The sequence below is a fragment of the Effusibacillus pohliae DSM 22757 genome (assembly GCF_000376225.1).
In the GTDB taxonomy this organism is placed as follows: domain Bacteria; phylum Bacillota; class Bacilli; order Tumebacillales; family Effusibacillaceae; genus Effusibacillus; species Effusibacillus pohliae.
The window spans coordinates 1-15,801 of sequence record NZ_AQXL01000125.1; the positions used below are offsets into that span (position 1 = coordinate 1).

At 56.6% G+C, this 15,801-nt stretch carries 20 protein-coding genes and 2 pseudogenes; 15 read left to right on the forward strand and 7 right to left on the reverse strand.

What is annotated here, in order from left to right:
- Positions 1–211 (forward strand): annotated as a pseudogene (locus tag C230_RS20210) (group II intron reverse transcriptase/maturase); the annotation flags it as partial.
- A 52-nt stretch (positions 212–263) separates the two neighbouring features.
- Here C230_RS20210 and C230_RS20215 read toward each other — a convergent pair.
- Positions 264–947, reverse strand: a complete 684-nt coding sequence (locus tag C230_RS20215) for a histidine phosphatase family protein (RefSeq protein WP_018132201.1) — start codon at positions 945–947, stop codon at positions 264–266.
- 94 nt (positions 948–1,041) lie between these two features.
- Between C230_RS20215 and cobT the strand changes: the two genes are divergently transcribed.
- The 6 genes from cobT (at position 1,042) to cobD (ending at position 6,642) form a co-directional block, all read left to right on the forward strand.
- A complete protein-coding gene (gene cobT / locus C230_RS0111575; RefSeq protein ID WP_018132202.1) occupies positions 1,042–2,157 on the forward strand; it encodes a nicotinate-nucleotide--dimethylbenzimidazole phosphoribosyltransferase in 1,116 nt (371 codons plus the stop codon).
- Complete coding sequence (locus C230_RS21415) at positions 2,144–2,995, forward strand: adenosylcobinamide amidohydrolase (protein ID WP_018132203.1); 852 nt, start codon at positions 2,144–2,146, stop codon at positions 2,993–2,995. The genes cobT and C230_RS21415 overlap by 14 nt, the downstream gene beginning before the upstream one ends.
- Positions 2,996–3,144: 149 nt before the next feature.
- Positions 3,145–3,798, forward strand: a complete 654-nt coding sequence (cobU, locus tag C230_RS0111585) for a bifunctional adenosylcobinamide kinase/adenosylcobinamide-phosphate guanylyltransferase (RefSeq protein WP_018132204.1) — start codon at positions 3,145–3,147, stop codon at positions 3,796–3,798.
- Positions 3,795–4,808, forward strand: coding sequence for an adenosylcobinamide-phosphate synthase CbiB (gene cbiB / locus C230_RS0111590; RefSeq protein WP_018132205.1), 1,014 nt, complete (start codon positions 3,795–3,797; stop codon positions 4,806–4,808). Before cobU ends, cbiB begins: the two co-directional genes overlap by 4 nt.
- A gap of 7 nt (positions 4,809–4,815) precedes the next feature.
- Positions 4,816–5,574 (forward strand): adenosylcobinamide-GDP ribazoletransferase, encoded by a 759-nt coding sequence (cobS, locus tag C230_RS0111595; protein ID WP_018132206.1) that lies wholly within the window; start codon positions 4,816–4,818, stop codon positions 5,572–5,574.
- Positions 5,575–5,589: 15 nt separating this feature from the next.
- Positions 5,590–6,642: a threonine-phosphate decarboxylase CobD gene (cobD, locus tag C230_RS0111600; protein ID WP_018132207.1), complete on the forward strand. Its 1,053-nt coding sequence runs from the start codon at positions 5,590–5,592 to the stop codon at positions 6,640–6,642.
- A 95-nt stretch (positions 6,643–6,737) separates the two neighbouring features.
- Here the strand turns inward: cobD and C230_RS20225 are convergent, their stop codons facing one another.
- Positions 6,738–7,409: an SCO family protein gene (locus tag C230_RS20225; protein ID WP_018132208.1), complete on the reverse strand. Its 672-nt coding sequence runs from the start codon at positions 7,407–7,409 to the stop codon at positions 6,738–6,740.
- A 157-nt stretch (positions 7,410–7,566) separates the two neighbouring features.
- Here C230_RS20225 and C230_RS0111610 point away from each other — a divergent pair, with 157 nt between their 5' ends.
- The gene (locus tag C230_RS0111610; protein ID WP_018132209.1) at positions 7,567–8,139 is read left to right on the forward strand and encodes a hypothetical protein; all 573 of its coding nucleotides are present in this window, start codon (positions 7,567–7,569) and stop codon (positions 8,137–8,139) included.
- Here C230_RS0111610 and C230_RS0111615 read toward each other — a convergent pair whose 3' ends face one another.
- The 4 genes from C230_RS0111615 to C230_RS0111635 all read right to left on the reverse strand — a co-directional run bounded on the left by C230_RS0111615 (position 8,140) and on the right by C230_RS0111635 (position 10,377).
- The gene (locus C230_RS0111615; RefSeq protein ID WP_018132210.1) at positions 8,140–8,367 is read right to left on the reverse strand and encodes an AtpZ/AtpI family protein; all 228 of its coding nucleotides are present in this window, start codon (positions 8,365–8,367) and stop codon (positions 8,140–8,142) included.
- A gap of 76 nt (positions 8,368–8,443) precedes the next feature.
- Positions 8,444–8,797 (reverse strand): hypothetical protein, encoded by a 354-nt coding sequence (locus tag C230_RS20230; protein WP_018132211.1) that lies wholly within the window; start codon positions 8,795–8,797, stop codon positions 8,444–8,446.
- A gap of 426 nt (positions 8,798–9,223) precedes the next feature.
- Positions 9,224–10,105, reverse strand: coding sequence for an IS3 family transposase (locus tag C230_RS0111630; protein ID WP_018132213.1), 882 nt, complete (start codon positions 10,103–10,105; stop codon positions 9,224–9,226).
- Positions 10,090–10,377 (reverse strand): transposase, encoded by a 288-nt coding sequence (locus C230_RS0111635; RefSeq protein WP_018132214.1) that lies wholly within the window; start codon positions 10,375–10,377, stop codon positions 10,090–10,092. Before C230_RS0111635 ends, C230_RS0111630 begins: the two co-directional genes overlap by 16 nt.
- 66 nt (positions 10,378–10,443) lie before the next feature.
- On the opposite strand from C230_RS0111635, the pseudogene C230_RS23385 reads away from it, so the two are divergent.
- The 5 genes and pseudogenes from C230_RS23385 to C230_RS0111655 form a co-directional block, all read left to right on the forward strand.
- Positions 10,444–10,563 (forward strand): annotated as a pseudogene (locus C230_RS23385) (peptidase M42); the annotation flags it as partial.
- A gap of 222 nt (positions 10,564–10,785) precedes the next feature.
- Complete coding sequence (gene sda / locus C230_RS22035) at positions 10,786–10,944, forward strand: sporulation histidine kinase inhibitor Sda (protein WP_018132215.1); 159 nt, start codon at positions 10,786–10,788, stop codon at positions 10,942–10,944.
- 544 nt (positions 10,945–11,488) lie between these two features.
- Positions 11,489–12,382 carry an S-layer homology domain-containing protein gene (locus C230_RS0111645; protein ID WP_018132216.1) on the forward strand — a complete coding sequence of 298 codons (894 nt, stop codon included), beginning with the start codon at positions 11,489–11,491 and terminating at the stop codon, positions 12,380–12,382.
- Between the two features lie 38 nt (positions 12,383–12,420).
- Entirely contained in the window at positions 12,421–13,068 is a 648-nt protein-coding gene (locus C230_RS0111650; protein WP_018132217.1) for a hypothetical protein, read from the forward strand.
- 324 nt (positions 13,069–13,392) lie between these two features.
- Positions 13,393–14,097 (forward strand): hypothetical protein, encoded by a 705-nt coding sequence (locus C230_RS0111655; RefSeq protein WP_018132218.1) that lies wholly within the window; start codon positions 13,393–13,395, stop codon positions 14,095–14,097.
- A gap of 60 nt (positions 14,098–14,157) precedes the next feature.
- Here the strand turns inward: C230_RS0111655 and C230_RS22590 are convergent, their stop codons facing one another.
- A complete protein-coding gene (locus C230_RS22590; RefSeq protein WP_018132219.1) occupies positions 14,158–14,328 on the reverse strand; it encodes a hypothetical protein in 171 nt (56 codons plus the stop codon).
- A 681-nt stretch (positions 14,329–15,009) separates the two neighbouring features.
- Here C230_RS22590 and C230_RS0111670 point away from each other — a divergent pair.
- Together C230_RS0111670 and C230_RS0111675 are read left to right on the forward strand one after the other, a co-directional pair.
- A complete protein-coding gene (locus C230_RS0111670) occupies positions 15,010–15,597 on the forward strand; it encodes a Uma2 family endonuclease (RefSeq protein WP_018132221.1) in 588 nt (195 codons plus the stop codon).
- A complete protein-coding gene (locus C230_RS0111675) occupies positions 15,597–15,776 on the forward strand; it encodes a hypothetical protein (RefSeq protein ID WP_018132222.1) in 180 nt (59 codons plus the stop codon). Before C230_RS0111670 ends, C230_RS0111675 begins: the two co-directional genes overlap by 1 nt.
- Positions 15,777–15,801: the final 25 nt, after the last annotated feature.

A 15,801-nucleotide genomic window follows, 5' to 3' on the forward strand; every position in this document is an offset into this window, starting at 1 on the left:
ATGGAAGCGAGTGCGAACACGCTATCGGGAACTACGGGCACTGGGTGTGCCGGAATTTGCGGTTCACATCATGGCCAACTCCCGTTGCGGGGCATGGGAAATGGCCCGCAACCTAAACAATGCCCTTGATACTTCCTATTGGGAAGCACAAGGGCTGAAAAGTTTGCTTGTACGTTATCTGGAACTTCGTCAACCTTTTGGAACCGCCTAGTGCGGACCCGCATGCTAGGTGGTGTGAGAGGACGGGGGTTAGCCGCCCCCTCCTACTCGATCGGAATGCCGAGCCGCCGTTTCGCTGCCAGCACGAATTCGGCCAACTTGTCGGCCGGAACGTGATCGGTCCGGTTGTGTTCGGCCAGTTGAAACATTCCATTTTTAAAGAGAACGGTTGTCAGGCTGCAGTTGCCGACGTGGTACCGGTTCCATTCGGACAACCGTTTGCCGAGAATCCCTGCAACAAAATAGGCAATCGCCCCCGCATGGGTGACGATCGCCACCGTCTGCTCGGGATGAGCTTCGGCGATTCCCCGAATCGCCGTTTCGATCCGGCGGTACAACTGCGGACGCGATTCGCCGTCTTCCCAGGCAAATTCGTCGTCCCCCGGATTCAGCGCGCGATCCACCATCTCCTTGTGCCGCTCGTACAGGGAGAGGATCGGCTGCCCGTCAAATTTTCCAAAATTCATCTCTTTTAACCCATCTCGATAAAGGACTGACAATCCCAGCCGTTCGGCAATGATCTCCGCCGTTTGGGCGGCCCGCAGCAGCGGGCTCGCGTAGATCGCGTGAATCGGCTTGCCTTGCCGGACCCGGTGCTGCAAACAGTCGGCAACGCATTCCGCCTGCCGGATGCCCGCCTCATTCAGCGGTGTATCCGTCCAGCCGGAAAGGCGGTATTGCAAGTTGTCATCCGTCATGCCATGCCGGATCAAAATCAATCTTGTCATGGAACCCACCTTGGTGCATCATGGAAATGTACATCGTCTACTAGGCCTATTATATACGGGATCGATGACAATTGAGATGGCAGAGGTGTTCCGGATGTGGAAATTATTGGCGACGATCAGGGAACTGGACCGGGAGGCGATGCGCCTTGCAAGCGAACGGCACAACCGGTTGACCAAACCGCCGGGCAGTCTCGGACGGTTGGAGGAGATCGCCATTCGCTTGGCGGGAATTCAAGGGCAGCCGATTCCGGCGGCGGCACCGGCGGCAGTCGTCGTGATGGCGGGCGATCACGGTGTGACGGAAGAGGGGGTTTCGGCGTACCCTGCCGAAGTCACCGTGCAGATGGTGCTTAATTTTCTGGCGGGCGGGGCTGCCATCAACGCCCTGGCGCGAAATGCCAACGCGGATGTGCATGTGGTGGATGTCGGTGTGAAGGCGGATATTCCCGCAGGTCAGGTGACGGAAGCAGCGACCACGGGTGTGCAAGAAAAAGAAGCCGATTCAGCCGGACGCTCCGCCAGCCGTCTATGGGTCGAAAAAGTGCGGTATGGTACCGCAAATCTGGCGAAAGAGCCGGCGATGACGCGGGAAGAAGCGGAGCGGGCGCTGTCGGTCGGCTGGGAGATGGGCCGCAGGCTGCATGAACAAGGGTATAAAATCGTAGCGCTTGGCGAAATGGGAATCGGCAATACGACGGCGAGCGCTGCGGTGGCGTCCGTTCTGACAGGCAGACCGGTGCAGGAAGTGGCAGGGGCCGGAACCGGCCTTGGTGCGGAAGGAGTCAACCGCAAAATCGAGGTGATCCGGCAAGCGATCGTGCTGCATTCCCCCGATCCGTCCGATCCGGTCGATGTGTTGGCCAAAATCGGCGGCCTGGAAATCGCGGGACTGGCCGGACTGACCTTGGCCTGCGCCGCCCACCGGATGGCTGTTGTGGTGGACGGGTTTATCACCAGCGCCGCGGCGCTGGTCGCAGCCAAGATCGAACCGGACGTGCGGCCCTACCTGTTTGCTTCCCACCGCTCGGTGGAGCCGGGTCACCGCGTTGTTTTGGAGGCGTTGGATCTGGAGCCGCTGTTCGATTTTTCAATGCGGTTGGGGGAAGGATCGGGCGCCGCGCTGGCGCTGCCCATGCTGCAGGCGGCAGCACGGGTTCTCGCCGAAATGGCCACGTTTGACGAAGCGGGCGTCTCCGATGCAACCGCTTAAACGACAAGTGCTGGTACCGGATGTAACCCTGGAACACTATGACAAACGGCTGCTGGTAAAAAGCGGGATTCCGCTCTCCGCCGTCAGTTCGGCGATTTATAACGGCGGGCGGCAGGAGGGCATACGTTGCATCTTCAATTTCACCGTGAATAAAGGCTACTGTTCCAGTGATCCGATCGAGGATTTGCGCCGCGAGGCAAGCCGTCTGGGACTGCCGGAGCGGACGATCGGCCTCATGACGGCGGTGGATGTGAAAAACGCGGCGGTGGCGATCGAGCCGCACGACGATGCGGACGATGCGCCGTTCAGTCTGGTCGGCTTATCCAGCGCAGGGCCTGTTGCCAGTCGGGAACAGGCGGATGGCACCACCGCTCCGGCCGAGACTCGCCACCCGCTGCGCGTCGCAGCCGTTGTCACCGCCGGTATCAGCAACGCATGGCGGGCGGGCGTTTGGCCTTCTTATTTGCAGGAAACGGCTCCTGCGGTGGCTGATGCGCACCGAACGGGGAAGATCACCCGGACACCGGCCCCCTACCGGCCGGGCACGATCAACATAATCGTGCTGGTCGAGGGACAACTGTCCGATGCCGCGTTGGTGAATGCGGTGATGACAGTAACAGAGGCGAAAACGGCGATTTTTTATGAACGGGACATTCGCTGTCCGGCGAGCGGGCGGATGGCGACCGGCACCACGACGGATGCGGTCGTGGTTGCAATGACAGGCCGCGGCGAAGAACTGCCATACGCGGGGCCGGGGACTGTCGTCGGAGCGTTGATGGCGCGGGCCGTCAGCCGGGCGTTGAACGTGGCGCTCGACAGCAGGGAGCAGAACAGGTGAACACTGCGATGGTTGCAACGGACCGGGGCGGGCCCCTGACGAAACGGCAACGCTATCAGGCGGTCCGCATAGCCCCACCCGGTACAAACGCAGGCTGCCGGCGAGACGGGTGAGTTGAATCGGGACGTTTGAGAGAGACGGGTGATCGTGTGGGCAAAAGTGCAAAGTTGGTGCTGGTAATCGGCGGTTCTCGCAGCGGGAAAAGCCGGTTTGCGGAAGCGTATTGTGCGAACTTGCAAAAACAGGCGGGCCTGCCTGTCACCTATATTGCCACCTGCCCGCGGATCGACGCGGAACTGGAAGCGAGGATCGCCGCGCATGTCGCCCGGCGGCCTGCTGAGTGGGGCTGTATTGAGGAGGCGACCCGCGTCGCCCAGCGGATACGGGAATTGGACGGTTCCGCAGGAATCCTCCTGCTCGATTGCCTGTCACTGCTCCTGAACAACTGGCGCTGGGAGGCGGAACAGCGAGGCAAAGCAGGCGGGTGTTTGGGTGAAGCGGTACAGCGATCGGCAGACGGTGAAACAGATAGACCGGGCGATGGAGAAGCAGTCTGTTTATCCGACGAACAAGTGGCCGAACTGACGGAAGAGCTGCTGCAGGCGTGCAAACAGTATCCGCACCCGGTGGTGATCGTGACGAGCGAGGTCGGAGCGGGTATCGTGCCGGAATCCAAATCGCTGCGGGCCTATCGCGATCAACTCGGCTTGATGAACCAGTTGGCCGCCCGCGAAGCGGATGCGGTCTACGCTGTAATGGCGGGGATCCCGGTGAATTTGAAGGAGCTGCAGGTGCGGTTATGATCGATGTGTACGTGGCATTTGTGCTCGACCTTTTGATCGGCGACCCGCGCTGGCTGCCCCACCCGGTGGTGTGGATCGGCAAGCTGTCCGGCTGGCTGGAGACAGTTTTGCGGCGGTTGTTCCGGGCGCCTGCGCGGGAAGCGGCGAAAGCGGATGCGACGGTGTTAGCCAAACGGGAAAAATGGGCCGGTGTGCTGCTTGCGGCATTGGTCGTGGGGGCGAGCGGTGGAGCGGTGCTCGGCTTGCTCTGGCTGGCCGGCCACATTCACCCGTGGCTGGCCGTGTTCGCCAACATCTGGCTCATCTCGACGACGATCGCCGTTCGCGGCCTGGCGGAAGCGGGCAACGGGATTCGGCGGGCGCTGGCGGCAGGCGAGCTGGAACGGGCGAGGCAGTTGGCCGGATGGATTGTCAGCCGGGATACGCGGCAACTGCCGGAACCGGAGGTGGTGCGGGCCGCCGTGGAAAGCGTCGCGGAAAATATTGTGGACGCTGTGGTGGCGCCGCTTTTTTATGCGATGCTCGGCGGCGCTCCGCTGGCGATGGTATACCGGGCGGCCAACACGCTTGATTCAATGGTCGGCTACAAGAATGATCGTTACCTGCATTTTGGATGGGCATCGGCCCGACTCGATGATCTGTTAAACTGGATTCCCGCCCGGATTACCGGTTTGTTGGTCGTGGCAGCCGCCTGGATTCTGCGCCATTCGGCCGCCGGTGCCTGGCGGACGATCCGGCGGGATGCGGCCAAACACCCAAGCCCGAACAGCGGCATCCCGGAATCGGGGGTGGCCGGGGCGCTCGGCATCCGGCTCGGCGGGCGCAACATCTATCACGGACGGGAGTCGTTTCGCGCCTACATGGGAGAACCTCTGCACGAACTGGCCCCGATCCACATCCGGCAGACGATCCGTATTTTGTATGTCAGTGCAGGCTTGATGTTGGCCGCCGGCGGTATCGTATGGTGGATGTTGGCGGCGGCAGGAGCAGCGTATCCAGTCGGGAGGTGACCCCGTTTTGCGTATCGTACAGGAATGGAAAATGGCCGTTCAGTTTCTGACACGCCTTCCGTGGCCGGAGAAGCCGGCGGCCGAACCGGCCCCATTCGATGAAACGGCGTTTGTTCGGAGCGTCCGCTGGTACCCGTATGTAGGGCTGCTGATCGGCGGCATTCTGGTTGGATTGTCTCATTTGTTTTTCGCCTTCCTGCCTGCCGTGGTTGCCGGTGTCCTGCTGGTGATCGCGGAGATTGCAGTGACCGGCGGCCTGCATCTCGACGGCCTGATGGACACGGCGGACGGGCTGTTGAGCGGCCGCGACCGCGAACGGAAGCTGGCGATCATGAAAGACAGCCGGGTCGGCGCGATGGGCGTCATCTCGTTTGTCTGCCTGTTTGCGTTAAAATGGGCGTTGTTCACAACTGCCGGCCCCCATTTTCCAGGAGTTCTTCTCCTGATGCCGGCGGTCGGCCGGTTTGCGATGGTGTGGGCGATCGCTCATTACCCGCCCGCCCGGCAAGAGGGAATGGGGGTTGCGCTGGCCGGCCGGGTGCCGGTTGCCCAGCTACTGGGGACGGGGATGGTGTTGAGTTTGCCGCTGATTTTGTGGCAAGTGAAAGGATTTGTCGTGCTCTGCGTCTGCTGGCTGGTGTTCTGGTGGTTCACCCGGAGCATGGTTCGCTCGCTGGGCGGTCTGACGGGCGATACATACGGGGCGCTCTGCGAACTGACGGAGGCGGTTTTTTTATTGGCAGCGACCGCGATTCTGGCACGATGAAGGGGAAGTGATACCGTGCAGCATGGAGGCAATATCACCCGCTACCAGCGGGAATGGGGATGGAGCCGCGAGGAAATGGTCGACTTCAGTGCGAATCTGAATCCGCTTGGGCCGCCCGTATCGGTTATGCAGGCGATTCAGCAGGCGCTCCCTCGCATCGTCGACTATCCTGATCCGCTTGGGCAGGATGTGCTGTCCGCATTGGCAAAAAAATGGGCGCTGCCGGAAAGCCACTTTTTGCTCGGGAATGGGGCCGCGGAGCTTATTTTTCTGGCGATGCGGCTGATTCGCCCGCGGCGCGTTGCGACTGTCGCGCCCGCATTCCGCGAATACGAACAGGCCGCCCGGGTGGAGGGGGCGGAGATTGTGCGGGTTCCGCTAACGGCTGAAACCGGTTTTGCAGTCGAGCCGGAACCACTGATGCGGGTGCTGCACGAGGTCGATATGCTGGTTCTCGCCAATCCGAACAATCCCACGGGACGGTGCGTCGAGCCGGCCATTTTGGACAGATTGCTGGCGGCAGCCAAAGAGATGGACAAGTGGTTGCTGGTCGACGAGGCGTTTCTCGATTTTCTGCCGGATGACGAGACACGCAGTTTGATCAGCCAGGTGCCCGTCGCGGACAAGCTGGTGGTCATTCGCTCTCTGACCAAGTTCTTTGCGATTCCCGGCATTCGCATCGGGTATGTGGCTGCGGCTGAACAAGCCATTCCAAAAATGCGCGAGTTGCAAATCCCGTGGTCGGTCAATACACTGGCGCAGGCGGCTGCCGCCGCGGGGCTGGCGGATGCGGATTTTCAGCGGTCCACGATCGAGTGGCTGCAGATCGAGAGGGAGTATCTGGCACAACGGCTGCGGGACAAGGGCTATCGGGTGGTGCCCTCCGATGCGAATTTTCTGCTCGTGCAACGGGACGACGTGGAAATCGGCAAGTGGTGGCCGAAACTGGCCGCGAAGGGGTTGTTTGTACGCGATTGCAGGTCGTTTGCGGGGCTGGATGGGACCTATTTTCGCATCGCGGTCCGTACGCGGGCAGAGAATCAACGGTTGCTGGATGCGCTGGAGTGATTCAAAAAGGCTGTTTTCACCCGTTTCATCCCGGTTTCCCCTCCTATCTGCATGCAACCTGCAAGAGAACCCCGGCCTGCTTGCCGGGGCCGTTTTTATTTTCCAAGCAGCTGTTTGATGTCGCGGATGACTTCCTCGTCCTTCACACCTGTGCTCATCACATATGAAGCGCGCATTTGATTTTTCTCATCGAGCAAAAACAGGCGGTCGTTGTGCATGATCTCGTGGCTCATCGTTTCTTCCGCCGATACGTGGAACTGCTGCATGACCGCGTCCGTTTGTTCTTTCGTGCCGCGCAGGAACACCCAGGTTTTCGGGTCCGCATCGAATTTTTTCGCAAATTGTTGGATGGCTTCCGGCGTATCGCGCTTCGGATCGACCGTGATCGAGATCAGTTTCACTTCAGCGTCGAGTCCCTGCTGTTTCAGTTTGCCGAGAATGTCCGCCATCCGCTTGGTTGTGATCGGGCACACATCCGGGCAGTTCGTATAGAAAAAGTACACCAGCTTCGCCTTGGCTTTCAGGTCGGAATCAAGTGACACCGGTCGTTTGTCGGCCGAGTTCTCCAGTGTAAAATTGGCGATTTGCCCCTGTGCCGGCAGCTCGCCGGTCGCTTGTCCAGCAGGCGTTCCGGAAGCAGTTCCCGCATGGTGATGGTCGCCGGAAGCGCTTTCTCCGCAAGCGGCAAGCCCGGTTCCGAGCACCAACGCAGCCAGTGCCAACAGAATCCTTTGCCTGGTATATCGACTGATACGAAACGGGTGCATCGTGTGATCCTCCATTCTGTCAACGTTCGTTTTTATCGTAACACAACGCAGGCGGAAAATCTGTTAAAATTGCTTGTCAAACCCGTCTTTCACTTTTTTGTCCGCGGCTCATATGATATACAAAATCAGCCTCTGGCAGCAGAAGGAGGGGGAGGCTGTGCCGGATGAAATCGTGATTTTTCGGAATGTGGCGGGGGATGTGTCGCGCGACGATTTTGTCAGGTGGAAACGGATGATCCACAAGTTGGGCCTGATGGTCGAGGAAAAAATGCGGGGCAAAATGATGGCGGTGTCGCTTTTACAAAATGAGGAAACGGTCACATTTTATGTATACGAGCAGGCGACATACTACCAACTGCACATCGACTACATGCGAATCAAAAAAGGCGATGGCCGCCTGGTACAAGCGATCGAATGGCTGATTGAAACGGCGCGATTGCGCGGAGAAAAATTCGGCACGAGCCGCAACGAGCTGTGGCGAACCCTGTATGTCAACGGATTGATCATGGACGAAGGACCGTTTATCGAACGCAAACTGCCGTCCGATTTCGACCTCCGGCTGACAAGGGAAGCGTTGATGGGTCATATCTATCTGATGATTGACAAATATATGGAAGCCCGCACGAGCGGCGATAGGTTGAAGGAAGAGGAGTACAGGAAAGTGCTGCAGGGGTTTGTGCAGGAACTGGCGAAAGTGGACGAGGTGCTGAAGTCGCAGAACCGGTCCTAGCTATTGAAATCGTCTGATCATCAGCAGCATTCCGTAAATTCCGGCGGCCAGCCCGACGAACAAACCGGTGATCAAAAATGCGGGCGACGTGCCGAAATGGTTGTCGGCCCATTTTCCCAGATAGACGCCGCCAAGCACGGACAGGGCCAGATCAGTCCCGATCGCAGACACCAACCCGATTGCCCGGAAAGGACTCTCTTTCTTGTCAGGTTGTTTCGGTGAGTGCATGGAAACACCTCCCAAAAAAATCCGAAAAAACCAATCCCATCAAAGTGAAGTGAGCCGGCCCAGCCGACTCTTTTTTTTACTGCGATCCGGAAGTTGGGAGATGCGACCGTTCCAGGTAATCGAGAAACAGTCTGCAAAAACTTTCCGAGAGGCTCGCATACAGCGTGGCGGCCCCTTTTTCAAACACTCCGCTGCGGTTGTAGACCCGAATCTTGTTGGTGATGATTTTATGCGTCCCTTTGTCATCCGGACGGCCGTCTGCCGTATCGCGCTGAATCAGTCCCAGAATATCTTCAAACAGAATGTGGTACGTCTGGTCTTCCCGCTGCAGGATAAACTCTTTCGTGGTCAGCTTGTAACTGATCCCTCTGCGGATTTCCGTCCGCTTGAGTTCGCCGGCAAGCGATTTGATCTGAATAAAACGGTTCATTGGCAGCCCCCTTCCCCAGCATACCACGTTTTGCGGCCGGCCGAAAGGTGTTGCCCGACGATTCCTGATGGCCAACGGATCCGCCTTACGAAACCGATCGAGAGTGGTAAAATAGGGGCAAGCGACTGCGAGAATTCCACTTGAACCGCGAACATTGCTCATGAACCGGAAAGGAGATGCAGGATGGCAGAAAATCGGGTCGATCGAATTGTACATACTTTGGTGGAGCTGGCGAACATCCCCAGCCCGTCGGGCTTCACGGAAGAGGTGATCGGATGGATCGAGCGGCAGATGTAGGAGTTATCGGCCTCGGTTCACAGTAACGGAGAGGGGGGCGCCAACGCGTATTGACCCCAAGATTGTCAAGACAGATGGGATGGCTTTTAAGAGAGAGTTTGTAAGACTTATAATTCAGACAACCATTGGTTACGCTGTGTTCTTTTGCATTTTCCATTCCCTGAATTCCAACGGCGAGCGATAGCCCAGAGCGGAATGTGGCCGCTCCGTGTTGTAAAAGTGAATGTAAGACTCAATCGCTGCCTTCGCCTCGGCAAAGCTGCTATACTCCTGCAGCCAGACCTCCTCTTCCTTCAATGACCGGAAGAATCGCTCGATGTATCCGTCCGCATCGGGGTTGTTGTACCCCGTCCGCTCGTGGTTGATTTGGCAGGCCTTCATTGCTTGGACGAACCGCCGACTTGTCATCTGGCAGCCATTGTCCGTTCGCAACGTCAAACCGGCACCTTGAACGCCGTTCGGGAAGCGGTAATTCAACGCCATATCCACAGCCTTCAACAGTTCCTCCGTACGGCAGAACCGGGAAAACGAGTACCCCACAATCTCCCGGTCATAGGCGTCAATCACGGCAAACAGATATCCCCAGCCGTCTTTCCCGCACCACACCTTCGTCATGTCGCACTGGAAATGCTCATTGGACCTGGCGACCGGTATCTTCCCCCGCCGTTTCGTTCGAGAAGCGCCCCGCCTCGGCGATTTCACCAGCAGCTCCATTTCCTTCATCAGCCGGTACACCCGTTTATGGTTCACCAGCAGGTTGTATCGGCGACGCAGCATGACCTGAATTCGCCGGTATCCGTACGTGGGGAACTCTTCGCACAGGTTCCGGATCCGCTGCTTGACCAAGGCGTCCTTGTCTACAGAAGGCCGCTTGGGTTTTGACACAGGCGGCTTCAGCAAGCTGTAACAGTACGTCCGATTCAGCCCTAACGCTTTTGCAATCACTGGGGCCGGAAACCCTTCTTTGGCGAGCTGACGGACCAAGGAACGGCTGTTTACTTCCGGCCCCAATTCGATTTTTTTCGCAACACGTCCACCTGAATGGTAAGTTCCCCGATCTTGGCCCGTGCCTCCTGCAGTTCCTTCTCCAACTCCTGCTCCCTCGTGGAGGGTCCGGACTGCAGTCCGGCTCGTCCACCGGCCAGAAACGCTTCACGCCACCTGTAATACAGACTCTGGGCCACGCCATGCCGCCGACATACTTCGCTGATGTTAGCGCCCGGCACCATTCCCTCGAGTACGATGTTCATCTTTTCGTCCACAGTCCACTTACGTCCCGGCATCATGAACACCTCGTCTTTATTTTAACTCATCCCTTCTGTCTGGGTTGACTCTGGGGCAAGTATACGTATCACTACGGCCTGCGCAAGAAGTTGGTGGATCTGGCGGAAAAAGAAGGAATTCCCTACAAACTGGACATCTACCCCTACTACGGTTCCGATGCATCGGCTGTGATGCGCGCCGGCCACTTCAGCAAAAATCGACATCCATCCGACCTGTGGATAAAGTTACCCACATTATACACAGCCAATACCGTTCAAAACACACACTTTAAACAGCGATCCGGTGAAAAATCCACAATTTGCTCACAGGTTATCCACTGCTTCTATGGATAACCGGGACGCTTGTCCCGCGAAGTTTGTCGATGCTACCCTGGGATACGAACAAGCTTTGGTGCGGGGGAAGGGAGTATGTGGATGTTAACTGACGATGAATTGTTGCACGCTTATCAACAAGCGGTTGAATTACAGTTGGACCACCATTTCATACAGTTGCTGCAGGAAGAGATCAACCGCCGCCAATTGGAAATGCACAACTTGGTTTGGGTGTCAGGTGCTGCCCGCGCTTGAACCGTACAACATGACCGGACTTGGGAGGAAAAGCCTCCCTTTTTTGTTAGTAAGGTTTTTTCAACTGCTTTTTATGGAATTCTTATCGCGTGACGACGGTATTACGAACCTCATTGCTCTCCATTATGTAAAACATAAAGAAGCGTTGAGCTAGGTCATGCCGTATGATGCGAGAAGAAATTTATTGGAGCGAATCGGTGGAGTGGAATCTTAAAATTCAACCATGTCCATATTCTGGTGGAATAGTAGGTCGGAAACTACGGAGTAACTAGGCTTCCTTGCAAGCGGTCAGCGGTTTTTTTGCACGTGGAATTCAAAGAGTTACAGCATCTTGTAGATGCGACTGGCGTTGTCACGCTTATGAAGTCTCAACACGCTTTCCGGTTAACGGAAGCCCTTTTTATTATGGAGATTCGTCTGAATTGGTCGAATTTTGAAGAAAAATATTTTTCCATCTCCACTTCTTTTACCCCCACAAAACTGACTGGTCATTCTGAAAACTATAACAGTGGGGATACAACAATTCCATTTGGAGGGATGGGTCATGCGAGGAAAAGCGTTATGTGGCGCCGTGTTTTCCGCATCGCTCCTGCTGGCCGGGTGGCTGCCTGCCGGGATCGCAGGAGCGGAAAGTACTGGCTTGCCCAGCCTAGGGTTGGCCAATCTGGGATTGGGCGGCAGCAGCACGCAGCAGGAGACGGGGGGCTCGGTCGGAGGAGGCGGATCGGTCGAAGTGGGAGGCGGTCTGGATCTCGGGCTGCCAAGCGGCACGCTTCCGTCTTTGCTGCCGCAGCCGGAAGTGCACCAGCCGTTTTTCGTCGGGTATCCGGACGGCAAATTTTACCCGACTCGACCTTTTACGCGGGCGGAAGCGGCCACTGTGGTGACGAAGGTAAAAAATCTGAAGTTTGACTCCGATCTGGAGAAACCGTACACGGATGTACCGAAAACGCATTGGGCTTACAAGTACATTACAAGCGTGACCAAAGCGGGGTATATGCGCGGGTACGGGGATGGCACGTTCCACCCGGATGAACCGATTACTCGCGCTGAGATGGTGGCACTGGTCATGGCCATTCGGATGATTCAGCCGATCCCGGGCCTGGAAGGGTTCTCGGATACGAGCCAGCACTGGGCTGGCGATTTGATTGCCACTGCCCGCTCGTTGGGGATGGTCAGCGGCGTGGGCAACAATCAGTTTAAGCCGGACGATGCGACCGAACGTCAGGTGGCGGCCATGATGTTCTGCGTGGCATTCCAACGCGGGCCGCTGAAAGACGGGGATGCGCAGGTGAAACAGCATTTCCCCGATGTGAAGCGGGATGATTGGTCGTTTGCCTGGGTGGAGGAAACGGCGGTCGAAGCGCATGAGTCGATTCGAAGCGGCCTTGAGGAAAAGCTGATTCGCTACCGACCGGATCTGACTCAAAAATGGTAAATGAAAACTGAAATTTTTGAAAAATGAGTGAACTTCACATGCAAAAATCGGCATGGATCAGCTTGGGTGCCGCAGGTGTGCTGGCAGTTCCCCTCGCGGCCTATGCGGCAGGAACGTCTTTTCAAGGCAAGGCAGAAGCGAATGGGAGCGGCGGCAGCAGCGGAGGCGATCCGTTGCAGCAGTTGTCCAGCCCGCTGGAACAAGGCAAACAGCAGTTGGAGCAAGGCCAACAGCAGTTGATGAACGGCCTGGAACAAGGCAAGCAACAACTGGAGCAAGGAAAGCATCGATTGAAATCGGCGTTGCCACAGCTGCACCCGCCGTCTGGCAATGCGTTGCCGTTTGACAATCCGTTGCCGGGCGGTGACCCGACCGAATCGCTGCAAAAAGGGGCCCGGCAGCTGCAGGAAGGCGTGCAGCAATTGCAGCAGTCGTTCCAGCAGGGGCAGCAACAGGTGCAGCAACTGGTGAGCGAGTTGCAGCAAAAATTGCAGGGCGGCAGCGTCCAGAGACCGGGCTTGCCGCTCCCGACCCCGCCGGGCGGCGGCAACGCATCCGCATCGGGTAGCGGGGCGCTGTCCGTGACACTGCCGGGCGTCGGTACCCTGTCTGCTGGCTTCAGTGGGCAGGGATCCCCACAAGGGTCAAGCGGTTCGTTCTATTTCACGCCGCCTGCGGGCAAATAACGACCGACAATGGAATGCCCGATACGCTGCCGATGAGAAAGATGGCTGTCGGATGGGAAAACGTCGCTTGGCGGAACAGCCCTGTCCCTGCTGCTCGAAACTCGCTGATGATGCTGAACAGGAAGCGTTTCCCTTGATGTCGCTACATGAACTTGTAGACCCTTCCGAACGCGGTTGATCGGTTTGCGCCGCTGGAAGGGTCTGTTTTTTGTTCGGAGGGAAATTGTTGGATAGACCCTGGCAAAAATGGAAATCCTGCTGAAGGAAAAGGCAGGAGGTTTTTGCGCGTGAACGATTGCGCTTTTTAATGGAGGGAGATGCAGCGTGAAATGGCTTGGATGGATCGTCACAGGGGCGGTCGCAGTGAGCGGAGTTGGCTATTGGGCGTACACTCACACTTGGCGCACGGCGCCTGCTCCTGGCCCGAACGTGGAACAGGTCAAGGCCGACAGCGTGTTTCCCGACAGTTTTTTTGATTTTTCCCCGGTTTTACATATGACGGAGGCTGTCGCCCCGCAGAACGGCAGTGCGGTGCCGGCCGGCTGCGAACCCCGCACGGTCACCAGTCCGCAAAACGGCTCCGCAGCACCATTCGGAAGTAAAAACTTAGCCGGCGCTCCCCAATCCGGAAGTGCCGCGGTTGAAGAGCCTTCCAGTCCTGTAGCCAGTTCGCGGCTCCCAATATACGAGGCCGCGATCAAAGCAAAATACGATCCCGCATTCGATCAATTGCAGCGGGAAGCCAGCTCGCGGCTCGATCAAATCGTCGCCAAAGGTTTGGACGAATACCGGTACAGCCAGGCGACCGGTAGTCCTTCCGTGCAAGAACTGGTCAATAAATATTCAGGCGCGGCGAAAAAATTGGAAGCTTCCATCAACAATACCTTCTACCAATTGCTTGCCCGGATGGAACACGATTTGCGGCAGGCGGGGCTTCCCTTGGATCCGGCAAGGCGGGTGGAAGCGGAATACAAGGCGTCGCTGCAGCAGAAGAAGGCGGAATTGATCGGGAAAGTGATCAACCGGTAGCGGGCAATTACATTACCGGAGTAGGCAAAAGAGTGCCGGTTTTGTCACCGACACTCTTTTTTACTGCGCCAATTCACCCTGTTTTCGCATTGCCCGTTTGATGTCTCTGACCAGCTGCGCTTTATTTTTACGAAACCGTACGCCGCCTTCTTTGTAGGAAGGGGGGATGCGAAGCTGCTTGGCGAGATTCTGGATTTCTTTGATGCCCATTTCATCGATGTTGAACTTCATGGTTAACCCTCTTTCTTCAGCCGTTCGAAAATATGATTTTCATTCTACCATTCCAGCCGGACAGTTGCCAATGTATAAGTGCGTTTTTTCATGAACCGTTTGTGAGGCAACCGAATAGGATAGAGATACATACCGGTTCCCCCGGTGTGATGATATACAGAGGCCGGCCTTCGGGTCGGCTTCTTGTTTTGGATGGCGGGAATTCCCCGAGCGGCGGCGTAAAGTTTCAAAAGTGCGTTCGGCAACTTCTGGGTGCGGCAAGACGTGTATGGAGCGAACGAAAACGGCAACTGGCGGATCCTGTGGGACTACAGTAAATAGGATACTGAATTTTTGATTGCCGTCAACAAGTGAAAAATGGCCCAAGGCTGTCTTTAGGTAATCGACCGGTCAAACGGATCGTTCACATACTGCGGGTCGGGCCGCGACTTGTTGCTGTTGGCTGGAATTCGTTTTGCAAGGACTGAAGTTCGGCTTCGGTTGTGTGCTGGTTCCTGTTTTGCATGGCGATCCTCCTTTTCGCACCTTATTTTTCAATCCGTTCTGACAAAATATGCATGCTTCCATCCTGTTGCGTAGTCTGCCGGTTCAACAAACTGGTACAATAAAAATTGGACAAAAGCTATCATTCGCGATTGGGTTTCAGGAAAGGTTATAATGGAACAAGGGAGGTTGGAACACATGGAAGCTTCGAAGAAAAGCTCCGCACCGCCAACCAATTATGCAGAATATTTGCAAACCGGAGAAGGAGAACGATGGGAGATTATCGGCGGCGTTCCGTACAATATGACCCCTGCACCTTCCACGGAACATCAGAGGATCGTTGGACGGCTGCATACAGAATTTAGCGTGTATCTCAGAGGAAAGAAGTGCGAGTCTTTCGTTGCACCGTTTGATGTTCGATTGTTTGGCGACGGGAAAACCGATCATGAAATTGAAAATGTCGTTCAACCGGACCTTGTGATTGTTTGCGATCCGACCAAACTGGATGACAGAGGATGCAACGGAACGCCTGATCTGGTTGTAGAAGTCCTTTCTCCCGCCACCGCAAGAAAAGACCGGAACCAAAAACTCAAGCTGTACAGAAAAGCGGGAGTGAAAGAATACTGGATTGTTGATCCGTTTCACAAAACAGTCGAAGTATATCAGTTTGAGCGGAATGTGTTTGCTGAACCCGAAACGTACGGGGAACATGAAAGGGTGAAAGTTGGCATATTCGAGGATTTGGAGATCAATTTGGAAGATATTTTTGGGGTTTCGGGAATCTGATGCCGGCCGAGCAGCAGACGCTGCAACAACTGGAGCAGATGAGACAAATCGGCAGCCAACTGAAACAGCAGATCGACCGGTCGTCCTCTGTTCTGGGGGCGAACAACACGCCCGGACCGGACAGGGGCGGCGATATGTCTGCGGATAACTTGAACGATCCGATGCAGCACACCACGTAAGTCTTGACCGGACAACCAACCTTCG